This window comes from Nocardia anaemiae NBRC 100462, assembly GCF_001612725.1.
Lineage (GTDB): Bacteria > Actinomycetota > Actinomycetes > Mycobacteriales > Mycobacteriaceae > Nocardia > Nocardia anaemiae.
In genome coordinates this window covers 14817-31175 of the sequence record NZ_BDAZ01000073.1, presented here as the reverse complement: position 1 = coordinate 31175, position 16359 = coordinate 14817, and the positions used below count along the sequence as shown (strand labels likewise).

General features: G+C 67.0%; 9 protein-coding genes and 1 tRNA gene. 5 read left to right on the top strand and 5 right to left on the bottom strand.

Annotation, left to right across the window (positions count from 1 at the left end):
• Nucleotides 1-246: 246 nt before the first annotated feature.
• A tRNA-Leu gene (locus tag NA5_RS33675) sits at nt 247-328 on the bottom strand.
• Between the two features lie 386 nt (nt 329-714).
• On the opposite strand from NA5_RS33675, the gene NA5_RS33670 reads away from it, so the two are divergent.
• Nucleotides 715-10068 (top strand): type I polyketide synthase, encoded by a 9354-nt coding sequence (locus NA5_RS33670; RefSeq protein ID WP_062993071.1) that lies wholly within the window; start codon nt 715-717, stop codon nt 10066-10068.
• A 93-nt stretch (nt 10069-10161) separates the two neighbouring features.
• Nucleotides 10162-10596: a holo-ACP synthase AcpS gene (gene acpS, locus NA5_RS33665; RefSeq protein ID WP_040687506.1), complete on the top strand. Its 435-nt coding sequence runs from the start codon at nt 10162-10164 to the stop codon at nt 10594-10596.
• A gap of 59 nt (nt 10597-10655) precedes the next feature.
• On the opposite strand, the gene NA5_RS33660 is transcribed toward acpS, so the two are convergent.
• Complete coding sequence (locus tag NA5_RS33660) at nt 10656-11276, bottom strand: TetR/AcrR family transcriptional regulator (protein WP_245672533.1); 621 nt, start codon at nt 11274-11276, stop codon at nt 10656-10658.
• Nucleotides 11277-11590: 314 nt separating this feature from the next.
• Between NA5_RS33660 and NA5_RS33655 the strand changes: the two genes are divergently transcribed.
• On the top strand, nt 11591-12841 hold the full coding sequence (locus NA5_RS33655; protein WP_062993070.1) for a hypothetical protein: 1251 nt from the start codon (nt 11591-11593) through the stop codon (nt 12839-12841).
• Between the two features lie 58 nt (nt 12842-12899).
• Here NA5_RS33655 and NA5_RS33650 read toward each other — a convergent pair whose 3' ends face one another.
• A complete protein-coding gene (locus NA5_RS33650; protein WP_062993069.1) occupies nt 12900-13691 on the bottom strand; it encodes an ABC transporter permease in 792 nt (263 codons plus the stop codon).
• Entirely contained in the window at nt 13688-14641 is a 954-nt protein-coding gene (locus NA5_RS33645) for an ABC transporter ATP-binding protein (RefSeq protein WP_062993068.1), read from the bottom strand. Before NA5_RS33645 ends, NA5_RS33650 begins: the two co-directional genes overlap by 4 nt.
• Nucleotides 14642-14744: 103 nt before the next feature.
• Here NA5_RS33645 and NA5_RS33640 point away from each other — a divergent pair, with 103 nt between their 5' ends.
• Nucleotides 14745-15470 carry a TetR/AcrR family transcriptional regulator gene (locus tag NA5_RS33640; RefSeq protein WP_062993067.1) on the top strand — a complete coding sequence of 242 codons (726 nt, stop codon included), beginning with the start codon at nt 14745-14747 and terminating at the stop codon, nt 15468-15470.
• Nucleotides 15471-15472: 2 nt separating this feature from the next.
• Here the strand turns inward: NA5_RS33640 and bcp are convergent, their stop codons facing one another.
• Nucleotides 15473-15946, bottom strand: coding sequence for a thioredoxin-dependent thiol peroxidase (gene bcp / locus NA5_RS33635; RefSeq protein ID WP_062993104.1), 474 nt, complete (start codon nt 15944-15946; stop codon nt 15473-15475).
• 188 nt (nt 15947-16134) lie between these two features.
• Here bcp and NA5_RS33630 point away from each other — a divergent pair, with 188 nt between their 5' ends.
• The gene (locus NA5_RS33630) at nt 16135-16356 is read left to right on the top strand and encodes a DUF3618 domain-containing protein (RefSeq protein WP_062993066.1); all 222 of its coding nucleotides are present in this window, start codon (nt 16135-16137) and stop codon (nt 16354-16356) included.
• Nucleotides 16357-16359 lie beyond the last annotated feature (3 nt).

Sequence of the window (16359 nt, the reverse complement as noted above, 5' to 3'; positions counted from 1 at the left end):
TCATCTGCGTGAGTAGCAGGCGTGCGGCGGCGATGGTGTCACTCGTAGTGCGGGAGAACGAGCGGGGGAATCATCGGCGGCCCCGATCGTTTCCCGTGTCCTGCCCGGCAGGGTCCTCGATGGTCGATCCTGGCGGATCTGTCAGAAGTTGTCGCAGGTGGGTGCGCATCTTCCCTGATCACCTCCATGTGTTCGAGTGTGCTCGAACACACGGCACGCAAATCCGGCAAATCTGCCGGGAATCTGTGCGCGAGAGGGGACTTGAACCCCTACGTCCGTGGACACCAGAACCTAAATCTGGCGCGTCTGCCAATTTCGCCACTCGCGCTTGATGGTACGACCGTCCAAACTCTACCGGGCTTGATCGTCATCGCGAAGCGCAGCCCCGGCATGTCGTACTCGCCAGTAACCCCACCTGGTATTATAACGATTCGATAACGCTCAACATGAGGAGTGCTCATGTTTCGTACGCGTTGGTAACCGGGTGGACCAGCGGGTTTGAACATGAGGGAGGGTCATGTTTCTGGGCATTCTGGTACGGCTGTCCGGAAATACTCGACGGTAAGGCGGGCGTCGCGGCGCAAACGTGAGGATTTCCTCATGATTTTCTGGAATCCTTGCAGTCATCAGGGCTCATTGGTGAGGAACACCTGCGCACCGGAGGGAGCGGCGTGTCTCGACGGCATGTCGCCAGGAGAAGGAAGTCGAAGCGTCTTGACGATCAATGAGAGCACTGCGGCCGGAACCGGACAGAGCCCGAAAGTGGTTGGGGCGCCACAGCAGGGGGGTTCGCGGGCCCCGCTGCTGGATCGACTGCTGGGCGGAACGCCCTACGCGCTGGCCTTCGGTGGGCAGGGTGCGCGCTGGCTCGGTGAGCTGGAGGAGATCGGGCGCGACGCCGCACTGGAGCCCGAGCTGACCGCGTTGGTCAACGAAGCGGCGACGCTGCTGGAACCCGTTGCGGCACAACTACTTGTCGTGCGACCGGTCGGCTTCGATCCGATCGGCTGGATGCTCGAGAACGAGCTCGCCGAGGGCGACGAGGCGGAGGTATCCGGTGCGCCGTCGGAGCAGGTGCTCCGGTCCGCCGTGGTTTCGATGCCCGGCGTATTCCTGACTCAGGTGGCCGCCCTGCGCGCACTGCGGCTGCAGGGTCTGGATGCCAACGAGCACGCGCCGGTCGCGGTCGTCGGGCATTCGCAGGGTCGGCTGGCCGCGACGTCGGTGCAGGCCGGTGGGCAGCGCGACGCCGAACTGCTCGCGATCGCCCAAATGATCGGTGCCGCAGCGGGTTTGGTTGCCCGGCGGCGCGGTCTGATGCCGGTGGGCGAGCGTTCGTCCATGGTCGCGGTATCGAATGTCGATCCCGAGCATCTGCGCACGGTGGTGGCCGAGGTGTCCGCGGGCGTGGATCCCGCTGCGGCCGCGGTTGTTTCGATTCGCAACGGTCGTCGGCGCGTGGTGCTCTCCGGTACGCCGACCCAGCTGCAGCGGGTGCGTCAGCGTTGCGCCCAGATCCATGACGAGCAGACCCGCGAGCGCGATGCGAAGCTGCGCGGTGGCGCGGTCTTCGCGCCGGTCTTCGAGGATCTGGCCGTCGATGTGGCCTTCCATCATCCCGCGCTCGCCGACACGGTCGACCTCGTGAGCGGGTGGGCGTCCCAGTGTGGTCTGGATGCGGAACTGGCGGGTTCGCTGGCCAAGGAGATCCTCGTCGACCCGATCGACTGGGTCGAGGAGGTGGATGGCGTCGTCGCCGCCGGTGCGCAGTGGATTCTGGATCTGGGCCCCGGCGATCTGCTCAGTCGGCTCACCAGCGGTTCGCTCAAGGGCACCGGCGTCGGCATTGTCGCGGCCGCGACCCGTGCGGGTCAGCGCAGCCTGCTGACCCCCGGTGCCGCTCCCGAGGTGCCCCAGCCGTGGTCGGCCTTCGCGCCGCGCCCGGTGCGCCTGCCGAGCGGACGCATCGTGGTCGAGACCTCGTTCACCAAGCTGACCGGTCGCTCGCCGATCCTGCTCGCCGGCATGACCCCGACCACCGTCGATGCGAAAATCGTTGCGGCGGCGGCGAATGCGGGGCACTGGGCGGAGCTGGCCGGTGGCGGTCAGGTCACCGAGCAGATCTTCGCCGACCGGGTGGCCGAGCTGAAGACGCTGCTGCATCCGGGGCGCGCGGTGCAGTTCAACTCGCTGTTCCTCGACCCGTACCTGTGGAAACTGCAGCTCGGCGGTAAGCGCCTGGTGCAGAAGGCCCGCGCGGCGGGTGCGCCGTTCGACGGCGTCATTGTTACGGCGGGCATTCCGGAGCTGGAAGAGGCCGTCGCGCTGATCGCGGAGCTCACCGAGGCAGGCATCACGCATGTGGCGTTCAAGCCGGGCACCGTCGCCCAGATCCGCGCGGTGCTGCGCATCGCCGACGAGGTGCCGGACTACCCGGTGATCATGCACATCGAGGGCGGCCGGGCCGGTGGACACCACTCCTGGGAGGACCTGGACGACCTGCTGCTGGAGACCTACGCCGAGCTGCGCAACCGCGGCAATGTGGTGGTCTGCGTCGGCGGCGGCATCGGTACCCCGGAGCGTGCCACCGAATACCTGACCGGCGAATGGGCTGTGCCGCACGGCTATCCGGTGATGCCGCTGGACGGCGTGCTGGTCGGCACCGCCGCCATGGCGACGCTCGAGGCCACCACCGCACCCGAGGTCAAGCAGCTGCTCGTCGATACCCCCGGAACTCAGGACTGGGTCGGCGCTGGCACTGCGACGGGCGGAATGGCTTCCGGCCGTAGCCAATTGGGCGCCGATATCCACGAGATCGACAATGCGGCCTCGCGCACCGGCCGCCTGCTCGACGAGGTCGCCGGTGACGCCGACGCGGTCGCCGAGCGTCGCGACGAGATCATCGCCGCGCTGAATGCCACGGCCAAGCCGTATTTCGGCGATGTCGCCACTATGACCTATCTCGAGTGGCTGGAACGCTACGTCGAGCTTGCTGTCGGCTTGGACCGACGCAAGGATTTCGACTGCGGCAGCGACCTGGGCGAGGCCATTCTGGAGGCCACCCGTTCGGTCTGGCTCGATATCACTTGGCGGGACCGGTTCGCGGAGATGATGCGCCGCACCGAATCCCGGCTGCATCCGGCCGATCGCGGCGAGATCCCGACGCTGTTCGAATCCGACGAGGCCTTCGAGAACCCGGTCGATGCGCTGTGCACGCTGAAGCAGCAATACCCGGCCGCCGAGCAGACCCTGCTGCACCCGGCGGATGTGCCGTTCTTCGTCAGCCTGTGCAAGACCCCCGGTAAGCCGGTGAACTTCGTGCCGGTGGTCGACGGCGATGTGCGCCGCTGGTGGCGTTCGGATTCGCTGTGGCAGGCCCATGATCCGCGCTACTCGGCCGATCAGGTCTGTGTCATTCCGGGCACGGTCTCGGTCGCCGGTATCACCCGCGTCGACGAGCCGGTCGGCGAATTGCTCGACCGCTTCGAGCAGGACACGGCCCACTCGCTGGTCCGGGTCGGTGTGGTGCCGGTCGCCATCGACGCGCGCCGCCGCGCCGGTGTCATCGAGGGGCCGATCGACGCGGTGTTGGCCGCGCCGGATGTCGAATGGTCCGGCCGCACCACGGTCAACCCGATCCACCGCCTCGGCGACGTCGCCGAATGGACCATCGGCGACAAGGGGGCGGTACACCCGCCGACCGGTGCGACGGTCACCGAAACCACCGGCCCGGATGCCGATCACGCCTATGTCGAACTCACGGTGCCGCTGTTCGGCGGTGACGCCGTGCGCATCCGCTTGCGCATCACCGTGCCGACCTCTCTCTACAACGGCGGCGCGCCGGTCATCACCGAAACCGATGCCGACACCGCCATGTCCGCGCTGCTCGCGGTCGCAGCGGGTCAGGCGCTGCCGGAGGTGAAGGGCCAGGTCGCACACCTCAATGTGGCCTGGACCCCGGATCTGATCGCCGATCACGCGGGTGTCACCGGTTCGGGTCTGCCCGGCGCGCTGAGCACGCTCGGGCGCAGCGTTCCCGATGTACTGGTCGGCGCGTGCTGGCCCGCCGTCTTCGCGGTGCTCGGAGCCGCACGCAGCGCCGACGGTGACAGTGTCATCGAGGGCATGCTTGATCTGGTCCACCTCGATCACCAGATCGCACTCGAGCGGGACCTGCCGCAGGACACCAGCATTCTCGTTGTCCGCGCCGAATCGGGTGAGGTTGTCGACACCGATTTGGGACGCGTGGTCGAGGTGCGGGTGTCGGTCGGCGAGATGCGGGATCAGGGCCTCGACGTGGTGCCGCTGGCGACGCTGACCGAACGTTTCGCCATCCGCGGCCGCAACGGCGCGGGCGAGCTGACCGATCCGCCGCGCGCGGCCGGTGTGGTCTCCGATGCGGCCACCGACACCCCGCGTCGGCGTCGCCGTGACGTCACCATCCTGGCGCCGCGCACCATGCGTGCCTTCGCCGCGGTCTCCGGTGACTACAACCCGATCCACACCAGCGATTCGGCCGCCAAGCTGGCCGGACTCGGCAGCCCGATCGTGCACGGCATGTGGCTTTCGGCCGCCGCGCAGCACGTGGTGTCTGCGGTGGATCCCGAAAGTTCCACTCCGGCACGGACTTTGACCGCGTGGACCACTCGTTTCCTCGGTATGGTCCGCCCTGGCGCGGAGATCGACGTGCGCGTCGAGCGGATCGCGGTCGACGCGGGCAGCGAGATCGTCGAGGTCTCCTGCCGCACCGACGGCGATCTGGTGATGACCGCGACCGGTCGCACCGCCGCCCCGAAGACCGTCTACGCCTTCCCGGGCCAGGGCATCCAGCGCAAGGGCATGGGCCTGGACGCCCGCGCCCGCTCCAAGGCCGCCAAGGAGATCTGGGAGCGCGCCGATAAGCACACCCGCGCGGCACTGGGCTTTTCGATCCTGGCCGTGGTCCGGGACAACCCGACCTACCTCAAGGCGCGCGGTGTCGAACACCGGCACCCGGACGGCGTGCTGCACCTGACCCAGTTCACCCAGGTCGCCATGGCGGTGCTCGGTGTGGCTCAGGTCGCCGAGTTGCGCGAGGCCGGTGCCTACGTCGACGGCGCCATGCTGGCCGGACACTCGGTCGGTGAATACAACGCACTCGCGGCCGTAGCCGGTGTGCTGCCGCTGGAGGCGGTGCTGGAGGTCGTGTTCCAGCGCGGCTCCGCCATGCACGAGCTGGTGCCCCGGGATGCGCAGGGCCGCAGCGACTATCGGATGGCCGCAATCCGGCCGTCGCAGATCGGGTTGCCCGATGACGAGGTCATCGACTTCGTCACGGGTGTGGGCGAGAGCGTCGGGGAATTCCTCGAGGTCGTCAACCTGAACCTGCGCGGTTCGCAGTACGCGATCGCGGGCACGGTCAAGGGCCTCGAGGCGTTGGAGACCGAAATCGACCGCCGCCGTGCCGAATTCGGCGGAAAGCGGGCGTTCATCCTGGTCCCCGGCATCGATGTGCCGTTCCACTCCACTGTGCTGCGCGAGGGTGTGCCGGAGTTCCGGCAGAAGCTCGAACAGCTGCTGCCCGCGGATCTGCACCCGGAAATCCTGGTCGGACGCTACATTCCGAACCTGGTGCCCAAGCCGTTCTCGCTGGAGCGCGCATTTATCCAGGAAATCGCCGATCTGGTGCCCTCGGAGCCGCTGGCCGCCGTGCTCGCCGACTTCGACGGCTGGGCCGCGCGCCCGACCGAACTGTGCCGCGTGGTACTGATCGAGCTGCTTGCCTGGCAGTTCGCCAGCCCGGTGCGCTGGATCGAGACCCAGGATCTGCTGTTCACCGACGCCGCCCACGGCGGACTCGGCGTGCAGCGTTTCGTCGAAATCGGTTTGGGCGCAACGCCGACCGTGGCGAACCTGGCCAGCCAGACGCTGAAGCTGCCCGCCTTCGGCACGGTCACCGTCGAGGTGCTGAATATCGAGCGCGAGGCCGCGATCGTCTACTCGACCGATACCGATCCCGCGCCGGTCGACGATCCCGCCGATGAGCCGGTCGAAACCGCTTCGGCCGCAGCGCCGGTCGCGGCGGCCCCGGTGGCCGCCCCGGTCGCGAGCTCGGGTGGTCCGCGTCCGGATGACATCGCGTTCACCGCCGCCGACGCCACCCGCGTACTGATCGCGCTGTGGACCAAGCTGCGGCTGGATCAGATCGGCCCGGTCGACACCATCGAGAGTCTCTGCGACGGTGTTTCGTCGCGGCGCAATCAGCTGCTCGTCGACCTCGGCTCCGAGTTGTCGCTCGGTGCGATCGACGGTGCCGCCGATGCCGATATGGGTGCGCTCTCGGCCACGGTCGAGCGACTTGCCCGTACCTACAAGCCTTTTGGTTCGGTGCTTTCCGACGCCATCGGCGATCACCTGCGCAAGGTCTTCGGTCCGTCCGGCAAGCGGCCCGCCGCGATCGCCGAGCGCGTCAAGAAGGTCTGGGAGCTGGGCGATGGCTGGGCCCACCATGTCACCGCCGAGGTTTCGCTCGGCACCCGCGAGGGTGTCAGCGTGCGCGGCGGCGATCTCGGCGGGCTGGTCGCCAGTGTCAGCGACGCCGCCTCGGTCGATGCCGCCATCGACGCCGCCGTGCAGGCCGTCGCGGCCCGGCGCGGTGTCGCGGTATCGCTGCCGAGCGCGGGCGGCGGTGGCGGCGCCACCGTGGACGCCGCGGCGCTTGGCGAGTTCACCGAACAGATCACTGGTCGCGACGGCGTGCTCGCAACGGCCGCGCGGGTGGTGCTCGAACAGCTCGGGCTGACCGATCAGGCGTCCGCGCCGGAGGCCACCGACGACACCCTGGTCGATCTGGTCTCGGCCGAATTGGGTTCGGACTGGCCGCGTTTGGTCGCGCCCGCGTTCGACGCCCGCAAGGCCGTTCTGATCGACGACCGCTGGGCGACCGCACGTGAGGATCTGGCCAAGCTCTGGCTGCTCGATGACATCAGCTCCGGCGAGGAGTCGGTGGATGGCTTCCTCGGTGCGGGTGAAGCCGTTGCGGCACAGGCGAACTGGTGGCGTGAGAAGGCCAAGCACGAGGCCCGCTCGGTACTCGCCGGACTGTACGAGCGCATCGCCGAGGCGGCGCTGAACACCGAAGAGTCCGGACTCTGGTCTTCGGATATCGCCGTGATCACCGGTGCCAGCAAGGGTTCCATCGCGGCGGCGGCCGCCGGTCGACTGCTCGGCGGCGGCGCAACGGTCGTGGTCACCACCTCGAGCCTCGATGACGCGCGGCTCGGCTTCTACCGCAAGCTCTACCGCGAGAACGCGCGCCATGGCGCCGCGCTGTGGGTCGTCCCCGCGAATATGGCGTCCTACCAGGACGTCGATGCGCTGATCGACTGGGTCGGCAGCGAGCAGGTCGACAATGCGGGCGGCGCGAAGGTCAAGATCAAGGATGCGATGACGCCGACCCTGCTGCTGCCGTTCGCGGCGCCGCGGGTCGCCGGTGATCTCGCCGACGCCGGGGCCCGTGCCGAAATGGAGATGCGGGTGCTGCTCTGGTCGGTCGAGCGGCTCATCGGTGGGCTGTCCAAGATCGGCGCCGATCACGATGTCGACGCGAAACTGCATGTGGTGCTTCCGGGTTCGCCCAACCGCGGCATGTTCGGCGGCGACGGCGCCTACGGTGAGTCCAAGGCCGCACTCGACGCGGTGGTCGCCAAGTGGCGGGCCGAGAAGTCGTGGTCGAGCCGAGTCACCCTGGTGCACGCCCTGATCGGCTGGGTGCGCGGCACCGGACTGATGGGCCACAACGATCCGATGGTGGCCGCGGTCGAGAAGGCCGGTGTGCACACCTGGTCCACCACCGAGATGGCCGATGAGCTGCTCAAGTGGTGCACCTCGCGGGCCCGTCAGGTGACCGCCACCGGACCGCAGCAGATCGACCTCACCGGCGGACTCGCCAGGGTCAAGCTCGATCTGCCCGCACTGGCCAAGCAGGCCCAGGAGGACGCACCGGCCGAGACCGAGGAAGCCGTTGCGGCGGCGACGATTTCGGCGCTGCCCGCACCGCCGACCATGAGCTCGGCCCTGCCGGTGCCCGAATGGGGTTCGGTGACCGCCGATCTCGCCGATATGGTCGTCATCGTCGGCGCCGGTGAGCTCGGCCCGTACGGTTCGGCGCGCACCCGGTTCGAGATGGAGGTCTCCGACGAGCTCTCCGCTGCTGGCGTGCTCGAGCTCGCCTGGACCACCGGCATGGTCACTTGGGAGAACGATCCCAAGCCCGGTTGGTATGACACCGAATCCGGTGACTACGTCCCCGAGCACGAGCTGGCGGAGAAGTACCACGACGCGGTCGTCGCGCGCTGCGGTGTGCGCCGCTACGAGGACGACGGCGCCATGGTCGACAATGCCGCACCGCTGATGACCTCGGTCTTCCTGGACCAGGATCTCACCTTCACGGTCGGCGGCGAGGCCGAGGCGCGCGCCTTCTACGCCGCGGATCCGGAGCACACGGTGATCACGCCGGTCGCCGATTCCGGTGACTGGCAGGTGATCCGCAAGGCGGGCACCGAGATCCGGGTGCCGCGCAAGGCCAAGTTGTCGCGCACCGTCGGCGGTCAGATCCCGACCGGCTGGGATCCCACCATCTGGGGCATCTCCGCCGATATGGCGGCCTCGGTGGACCGGGTCGCGCTGTGGAACATCGTCTGCACCGTCGACGCGTTCATCAGCTCCGGATTCAGCCCGGCCGAGCTGATGAGCTGGGTGCATCCGAGCCTGGTCGCCAACACCCAGGGCACCGGTATGGGCGGCATGTCCTCGATGCGTTCGCTCTACATCGACAACCTGCTCGGTGAGTCGCGCCCGAACGACATCCTGCAGGAGGCGCTGCCGAACGTCGCGCTCGCGCATGTGGTGCAGTCCTACGTCGGCAGCTACGGCGCCATGGTGCATCCGGTGGCGGCCTGCGCGACGGCCGCGGTGTCGGTCGAGGAGGGTGTCGACAAGATCCGTCTGGGCAAGGCCGAATTGGTGGTCGCCGGTGGTTTCGACGATCTCGGTATCGAGGGCATCGTCGGCTTCGGTGACATGTCGGCCACCGCGGATTCGGCGGCCATGAGCGCCAAGGGCATCAGCGACCGGTACTTCTCCCGCGCCAACGACCGCCGTCGCGGCGGCTTCGTGGAATCGCAGGGTGGTGGCACCGTCCTGCTGGCGCGCGGTGATATCGCGCTCGAACTCGGCTTGCCGGTGCTCGGTGTGGTCGCCTTCGCGCAGTCCTTCGCCGATGGCGTGCACACCTCGATCCCGGCGCCCGGCCTCGGCGCACTCGGTGCGGGACGTGGCGGTCGCGAATCCAAGTTCGCCGCCGAACTGCGCAAACTCGGTGTGGCGCCGGACGATATCGCGGTCATCTCCAAGCACGACACCTCGACCGCGGCCAACGATCCGAACGAGTCCGAACTGCACGAGCGGTTGGCCACGGCCATCGGACGCTCCGAAGGTGCGCCGCTGTTCGTGGTTTCGCAGAAGAGCCTGACCGGGCACGCCAAGGGCGGTGCGGCCGCCTTCCAGCTCATCGGCCTGTGCCAGGTGCTGGAAAACGGTGTGGTACCGCCGAATCGGAGTCTGGACTGCGTCGACGACAAGATGCAGGCCTACCCGCATCTGGTCTGGGCGCGCGAACCGCTGCGTTTCGGTGAGCGGTTCCCGCTCAAGGCCGGTCTGCTGACCTCACTCGGCTTCGGCCACGTCTCGGGTCTGCTCGCGGTGGTGCATCCGGAGGCGTTCATCCAGGCGATCGAGCCGGGTCGGCGCGAGGAGTACCAGCGCCGGGCGCAGCAGCGTCAGCTCGCCGGACGGCAGCGGTTCACCGAGGCCATGTGCGGCGGTGCCCCGCTGTACGAGCGGCCCGCGGATCGGCGCCTCGGTGCCGACGGCACGCCGTCGGAGCAGAAGCGGCAGCTGGAGGCCGACGTGCTGCTCTCGCCGGAGGCACGGCTGTCCGGCAACGGCACCTACCGGGCCGACGGTGCGGGCTGCGGTACCGGGGCAGTGATTCTCGGGCAACTCGACGCCGGTGGCTCTATGGCGTAGGGGTTTCGGCCATTACCGTGCAGAGTGCGGTCGCTACGGCGGCCGCACTCTGAGTTTTTCATTTGGGCTCGAAGGCGGAGGAGCGGCGACGCATTGACCATCCTGGGTATCGGCTTGGACTTGGTGACCATTTCCGAGTTCGCCGAACAGTTGCAACGGTCCGGAACCACCATGCTCCGGGAGAGTTTCACGGCCGGTGAGCGGCGCTACTGCCAGAGCAAGGGCACCGACCCGGCGCGCAGTTACGCGGCACGCTGGGCGGCCAAAGAGGCGGTGCTGAAGGCGTGGGCGTCTTCGCGTTTCGCGCGCCGCCCGCAGATCGGCGACAATCCGTACCCCCTCATCGAGGTGGTCAACGACGCCTGGGGTCGCCCGAGCATCAAACTGCACGGCTTGGCCGCCGAATTCCTTCCTCGCGCAAGGGTTCACCTGTCTCTGACGCACGACGGCGATACGGCCGCCGCCATGGTTGTCCTGGAGGATCCGGGTGAACTCGCCGACCTGATCGAAGGTCGCGAAGCGCAGTAGCCGACCATGTTCGAGCCGGGCACCTCAGGGTGCCCGGCTCGAACGCTGGTTGCCGAAGGTCAGCGCTCTCCGCCGGTTCGGGATTCCTTTTCCGCGACCATGAGGTACGCCACCATCAGCCGTTTGAGTTCGGAGACCGCCTCGGTGTTGCTCTGGTCGTCTTGGACAGAGAAATTCAGCATCGAATAGACGACGTGCACCAAGACCTCGGCCATCATGGTGCGGCGCGCGCGGGGGGTGCGCGGCGTCAGCGGGCGCAGCATTTGCGAGACGACCTCGGCGAATTCCTTTTCGTGGATCGCACCGGTGGCTCGGGTGGACGGGGTGGACTGCATGGCCAGCCAGACCTCGCGCCGGGACGGGTCGGTCAGCCACAGATTCGCCAGATGATCGACGAACTGGTTCATATGCCGCAACCAGTCCAATGACGGGATTTCACCGTGGAAGTCGGCGAGTTCCTGGGAAACCGCAACCAGGTCTTGGCGATTCAGCTCGCAGACGATGACGTATTTGTTGGCGAAGAACTGATACAGCGTGCCGATCGGCACTTCGGCCCGAGCGGCCACCTCTTCACAGGTGAACGATTCGAACCCGACCTCGACGAGCAATTCCCGGGATGCCTGCAAGAGGGCATCGAACTTGCGTTTACTGCGTTCCTGAGTGGGCCTGCGCCGCGGCATGAGCTCCTGCGGGTCGTCCTGCAGGTCCAACGCGGGGTCCAGACGTCGCTGCTTCGACCTGGCCTCCGTGCGTACATCCACGTATCAAGGCTAGCGGTATCGACACGCGTGCGACACGCGCACCGTATCTGCGTGTTAAGGACTGTCACATTTCATCACCCATCCAAGGCGGAAATGGCGCCGAACACATAACCGAGCGTGCGTGCATCTCGACGTACGTTTCGTGCCGGGGAATCCAAGGGGCTCAGGGGTTTCGGCAAGCTCGTGGGCTCTGCAATTGCACTGGGAAGGCGTGATCAGTGGGAGCTCGATCCGTGGTAACACTAGGCGTTTCCACCGAACGCGGCGCCGTTCACGCGGTAGCCATCGCCGACGGCGGCGAGAAGCTACCCGAGCGGGTGCTGCTTCAGCGGGTGGTGAAAACTCGTGGCGATTCGAAGGCGGACTTGGCGGTCGCGGTCCAGACGGCGCTGGACACCCTAGCCGCAGAGCTGGAGTCGGAGCGGGAGATCGTGGGCGCGGCGGTCGCCTACCGCGATGCCGTCGAACGGCGCGCCATCGTCACGAAATTGGCGTCCGGCCCGTGGCATACCGCCTCGCTGGTGTCGGCCAAGTCGGCACATCTGAGTGTGGCCGGGGTCATGACCTGGCTCGATGAATTCGACGACCTGCTCATCTGCGAGGTGGTGCCCGGGCATCAGGCGTTCACTCTGATCGACCGCAAGCGCAGCCGGGTGCTGGCCGCGACGAGCCAGTCCGGCAGTGTGACCGCCGAGGCACTCGACGTCGCGGTGTCGGATGCCTGGGATCAGTTCGAGGCGGCCATGGTCCGCCCGGATGCGGTGGTGCTGATCGGTTCGGCCGCGGACGGCCCGGTGGTGGCCACGGCGATGGACGGCTTCGGTGCGCCGGTGCTGCCGTGCAAGGTCGCGACCTCCGCCTCGGCGGTCGGTGCCGCACTGTTCGCGATGAGTGATGCGACGGGTGTGAGCGAGCCGGTCGAGCGGGTGCGTAGTGCGCGTGGTCATACGGCGATGTTCGCCGCGGCGAGTGTGTTGGCCGGCGGGCTGGTCGTGGGCGGTTTGTATGTGACAACGCGCACGGGCGCGGTCGTCGCGGACGCGCGGGTCACGGCGGATGCCCGCGTTGTCGACGGTGATACCGGATCGGCGAGTGGCTCCGCCGCGGGTTCCTCGGTGCAGCCGAATATCAGTCCCTTCGATCGTCCCGAGGCCCGGCAACCCACGGCCGCCGGATCCACCTCCGACTCGACGGTCGTCGACCTGGGTGATTATCCGCAGTACACCTTCCAGCACTGGGGCGCTCAGCCACCCGGCATGACCTCCCCGGATGCGCACGAAAACGAGGCGGCTGGATCTCAGCCGCCGCTCCCTGGCACCGGTGTCCCGGGACCGACCACCAAGGTCGGCGCCCCGAACGGCGCCATGCTCTTCCCCGGTGAAGCCCCGCCCCCCGCGGCCTTCACCCCCGAGTCCTACCACTGGTGGGAAAACCACTTCCGCATGCTCGCGCAATGGGCGGCACAGCAGTTGCTGCCCACCTAGGAGAAAATCCTCGAGAGGTCCGGTGCCCAGCGGCTCCGGACCTCTCGGCTATGTGGGCTCAATCCGCTGTTCGATGCCGGAACAGGGCGGCCGCCGCGACATAGCCGACTACCGCGATCCCTGTGCACCAGCCGAGGGCCAGCAGCGCACTATTGCCGAGGGGTGTACCCAGCAACAACCCGCGCATCGTCTCGGTAACCGGCGTCACCGGCTGATTCTCGGCGAACCAGTGCAGCCATCTCGGCATGGACTGCGGCGGGACGAACGCACTGCTCACATACGGCAGGAACATGAAGACGAAGGTAAATCCATTGGCCGCCTCTGGATTGCGCGCCAGCAGGCCGAGTGCCGCCGCGAGCCATGACAGGGCGAGTACGAATATCGCGATGATCCCGTAGGCGCCCAGCCAGCGCAGCGGGTCGGTGGTCGGCCGGAAGCCGATGGCCACCGCCACCAGGATAACGATGGTGGTGGTGACCAGATTGCGCAGAACGCTCTCCACGACATGTCCGGTCAGCACCGATGATCGGGCGATTGCCATGGTGCGGAACCGGTCGATGATGCCGTCGTTCAGATCGGTGGACAGGCTCACCGCCGTCGACGCGGACCCGAAGCCCGCGCACAGCAGGATGATTCCCGGGACGATGTAGTCGATATACGGTCCGCCGACGTTCATCGCGCCGCCGAAGACGTAGACGAACATCAGCAGGATCATGATCGGCAGCGCGATCGTCATGATCATGGTGTCGGGGCTGCGGACCGTATGGCGCAGATTGCGGCCGAGCATGGTCACGGCGTCTTGGATGGTCGCGGTGAAAAGCCTTGGGGCGGCCGGTGTTGCGGTGGTCATGGCGTTGCGGCTTTCTCGGTGGGATGTCCGGTCAGGGCGAAGAAGACGTCGTCGAGGTCGGGAGTGTGGATTGCCAGCTGGTCGATGGTGATCGCCTGATCGTCGAATTGATCCAGCAGGTGCTTGAGCTCGCCGACACTGCCGTTCGACGGGACCTGCAGCACCAGTTGCTCGTCATCGATCTCGCCGTTCGGAACTGCTCGGGCGGCCGCGGCGAGTCCGTGCCGGTCGGCGAAGCGCAACTGGATGTGACCGCCTGGAGCGAGTTGCTTGAGGTCCTCGGGCGAGCCCTCCGCGACAATATTCCCGTTGTGCAGCACCGCGATTCGGTCGGCGAGCTGATCGGCCTCCTCCAGATATTGGGTGGTGAGGAAGATCGTCACGCCGTCGGCGACCAGGCGCCGGATGACCTGCCACAGCTCGCGGCGGCTGCGCGGATCCAGACCCGTTGTCGGTTCGTCGAGGAAGATGATGCGCGGTCGGCCCATGAGGCTCATTGCCAGATCGAGTCGCCTGCGCATGCCGCCGGAATAGGTCGCGGCGCGGGCATCCGCCGCCTCGGTGAGGTCGAATCGGTCGAGGAGGTGGGTGGTCCTGCGGGCTATCTCCGTTCGGTCCAGATGGAGCAGCCGTCCCATCAGACGCAGATTTTCGCCGCCGGTCAGCACGCCGTCGACCGCCGAGTACTGGCCGGTGACGCCGATGATGCGGCGCACAGCATCGGATTCGTGTGCGAGATCGTGCCCGCCGATTCGGATTTCACCGCTGTCCGCGCTGGTGAGCGTGGTCAGAATGCGAACGATGGTGGTCTTGCCCGCGCCGTTGGGGCCGAGTAGCGAAAAGACGGTGCCTGCGGCGACTTCGAGGTCGATGCCTGCCAGCACTGTCTGGCTGCCGAAGGATTTGGTCAACCCGCCGACCCTGATGGCCGGGTTGGGTGGGACTGTCATTGAAGACCTCGAATCGAGAACTGTGTATGCCATAAACTTAGTTTAGATCGTACACAGTTTTTGGAGGTCGACAAGAGGCATCGATAGGAAGGAATCGAGACCGATGGAAACGCCGGACGCCAGCGCGGTACCCAAGGCCTTCGCATTGATGTGGGGCCTGGATGAGGGCGGCAGTCGCGGACCCAAGCGCGGGCTGAGCCTGGATCAGGTGATCGACGCCGCGATCGAGGTGGCCGACTTGGAGGGGGTCGGCGCGCTCTCGATGAGCCGGGTCGCCAAGCGGCTCGGATTCACCACGATGTCGCTGTACCGGTATGTGGACAGCAAGGACACCCTGATCGAACTGGTGACGGATCGGGTGGTCGGCCCGCCGCCCGAGCTACCCGACGACCCGAATTGGCGGGTTCGCGTGGAGGCGTGGGCGTGGGCGGAGGTCCGCATGATCCAACAGCATCCGTGGTGGGTCGACCTGCCGTTGGCACCGCCGATGGGCCCGCGGAATATGGCATGGCTGGACGCCGGGCTGTCCGCCTTCGCCGGAACCGCGGTGCCCGAACCGGTGAAGCTGCAACTGGTGCTGAATGTTTCGCTGTATCTGATCGGGCGGATGCGGATGGCCAGGGAGATGGCGGCCAGCGCCGAGTACGACGGGTACCTGGCCGCACTCGGCCACGTGATCGACCCGCAGCACTACCCGGCGTTGGCCTCCGCACTCGCACACCAGGCCTTCGACCTGGACGAAACCAATTGGGCGGAAGCCGATCTGCAGTTCGGCCTGGATCGGCTGCTCGACGGCTACGAACAGTTCGTGCGTTCGTTCGAGCAGTAGGTCTACACCGACAGGTCGCGACGAAGTTTGGCGACGTGGCCGGTGGCGCGGACATTGTATTGCGCCACTTCGATTTCGCCTTTTTCGTCGACCAGGAATGTGGAGCGGATAACGCCGGTGACGGTCTTGCCGTACATGGTCTTCTCACCGAACGCACCCCATGCGGTGAGGACGGATTTGTCCGGGTCCGAGAGCAATGGAAAGGTGAGCTTTTCGTTGTCGCGGAACTTGGCCAATTTGGCGGGCTTATCGGGGGAGATGCCGATGACCTCGATACCGGCGCCCTCGAGTTCGGCGAGGTTGTCGCGGAAATCGCAGGCCTGTTTGGTGCAGCCGGGGGTGCTCGCGGCGGGGTAGAAGTAGACGATCACCTTGCGGCCCCGGTAATCGGATAGGGACACGTCCTTGCCGTCGGCGTCGGGCAGGGTGAACGCGGGGGCGGGATGGCCGGGGGAGAGTCGTTGGTTGTCGGTCACCTCTTGCACGGTAATCGAACGCCCCGACAACGCGGCCGCACCGATGCGGCCCGGCTGGCTAGACTCGTCGGCGAGCGCGGTTCGCGGCACATTCGAACACGCGGTGTGAGCGACGGGCTCGGAGGCGGCAGCCTGGGTGACCACGGAGAGACCCGCGAGCACCGCAAATTGAACACAGGAGGAGATACGTGGCTAGGGATACCGAGCGGATCGAGCGGGAGATCGAGGCCGCGCGGACACGGCTCGCGAGCACGCTCGACGAAATCGCGGTACGGGCCGATCCACAGCGCATCGCCGATGACACCAAGCACATTGTGCTGGCGAAGCTGAACCAGCCGAAGGTGAAGTACAGCCTGATCGGCACGGCCGTGGTGGTCGTCGGGTTGGTGCTGGTCAAGATTTTCCGCTGAGCC

What these genes read in the sequence shown, in the direction of transcription:
- NA5_RS33645 (WP_062993068.1), bottom strand. Translation starts at nt 14,641, where the DNA reads ATGACAGTCCCACCCAACCCGGCCATCAGGGTCGGCGGGTTGACCAAA.
- NA5_RS33650 (WP_062993069.1), bottom strand. Translation starts at nt 13,691, where the DNA reads ATGACCACCGCAACACCGGCCGCCCCAAGGCTTTTCACCGCGACCATC.
- NA5_RS33640 (WP_062993067.1), top strand. Translation starts at nt 14,745, where the DNA reads ATGGAAACGCCGGACGCCAGCGCGGTACCCAAGGCCTTCGCATTGATG.
- NA5_RS33660 (WP_245672533.1), bottom strand. Translation starts at nt 11,276, where the DNA reads ATGCCGCGGCGCAGGCCCACTCAGGAACGCAGTAAACGCAAGTTCGAT.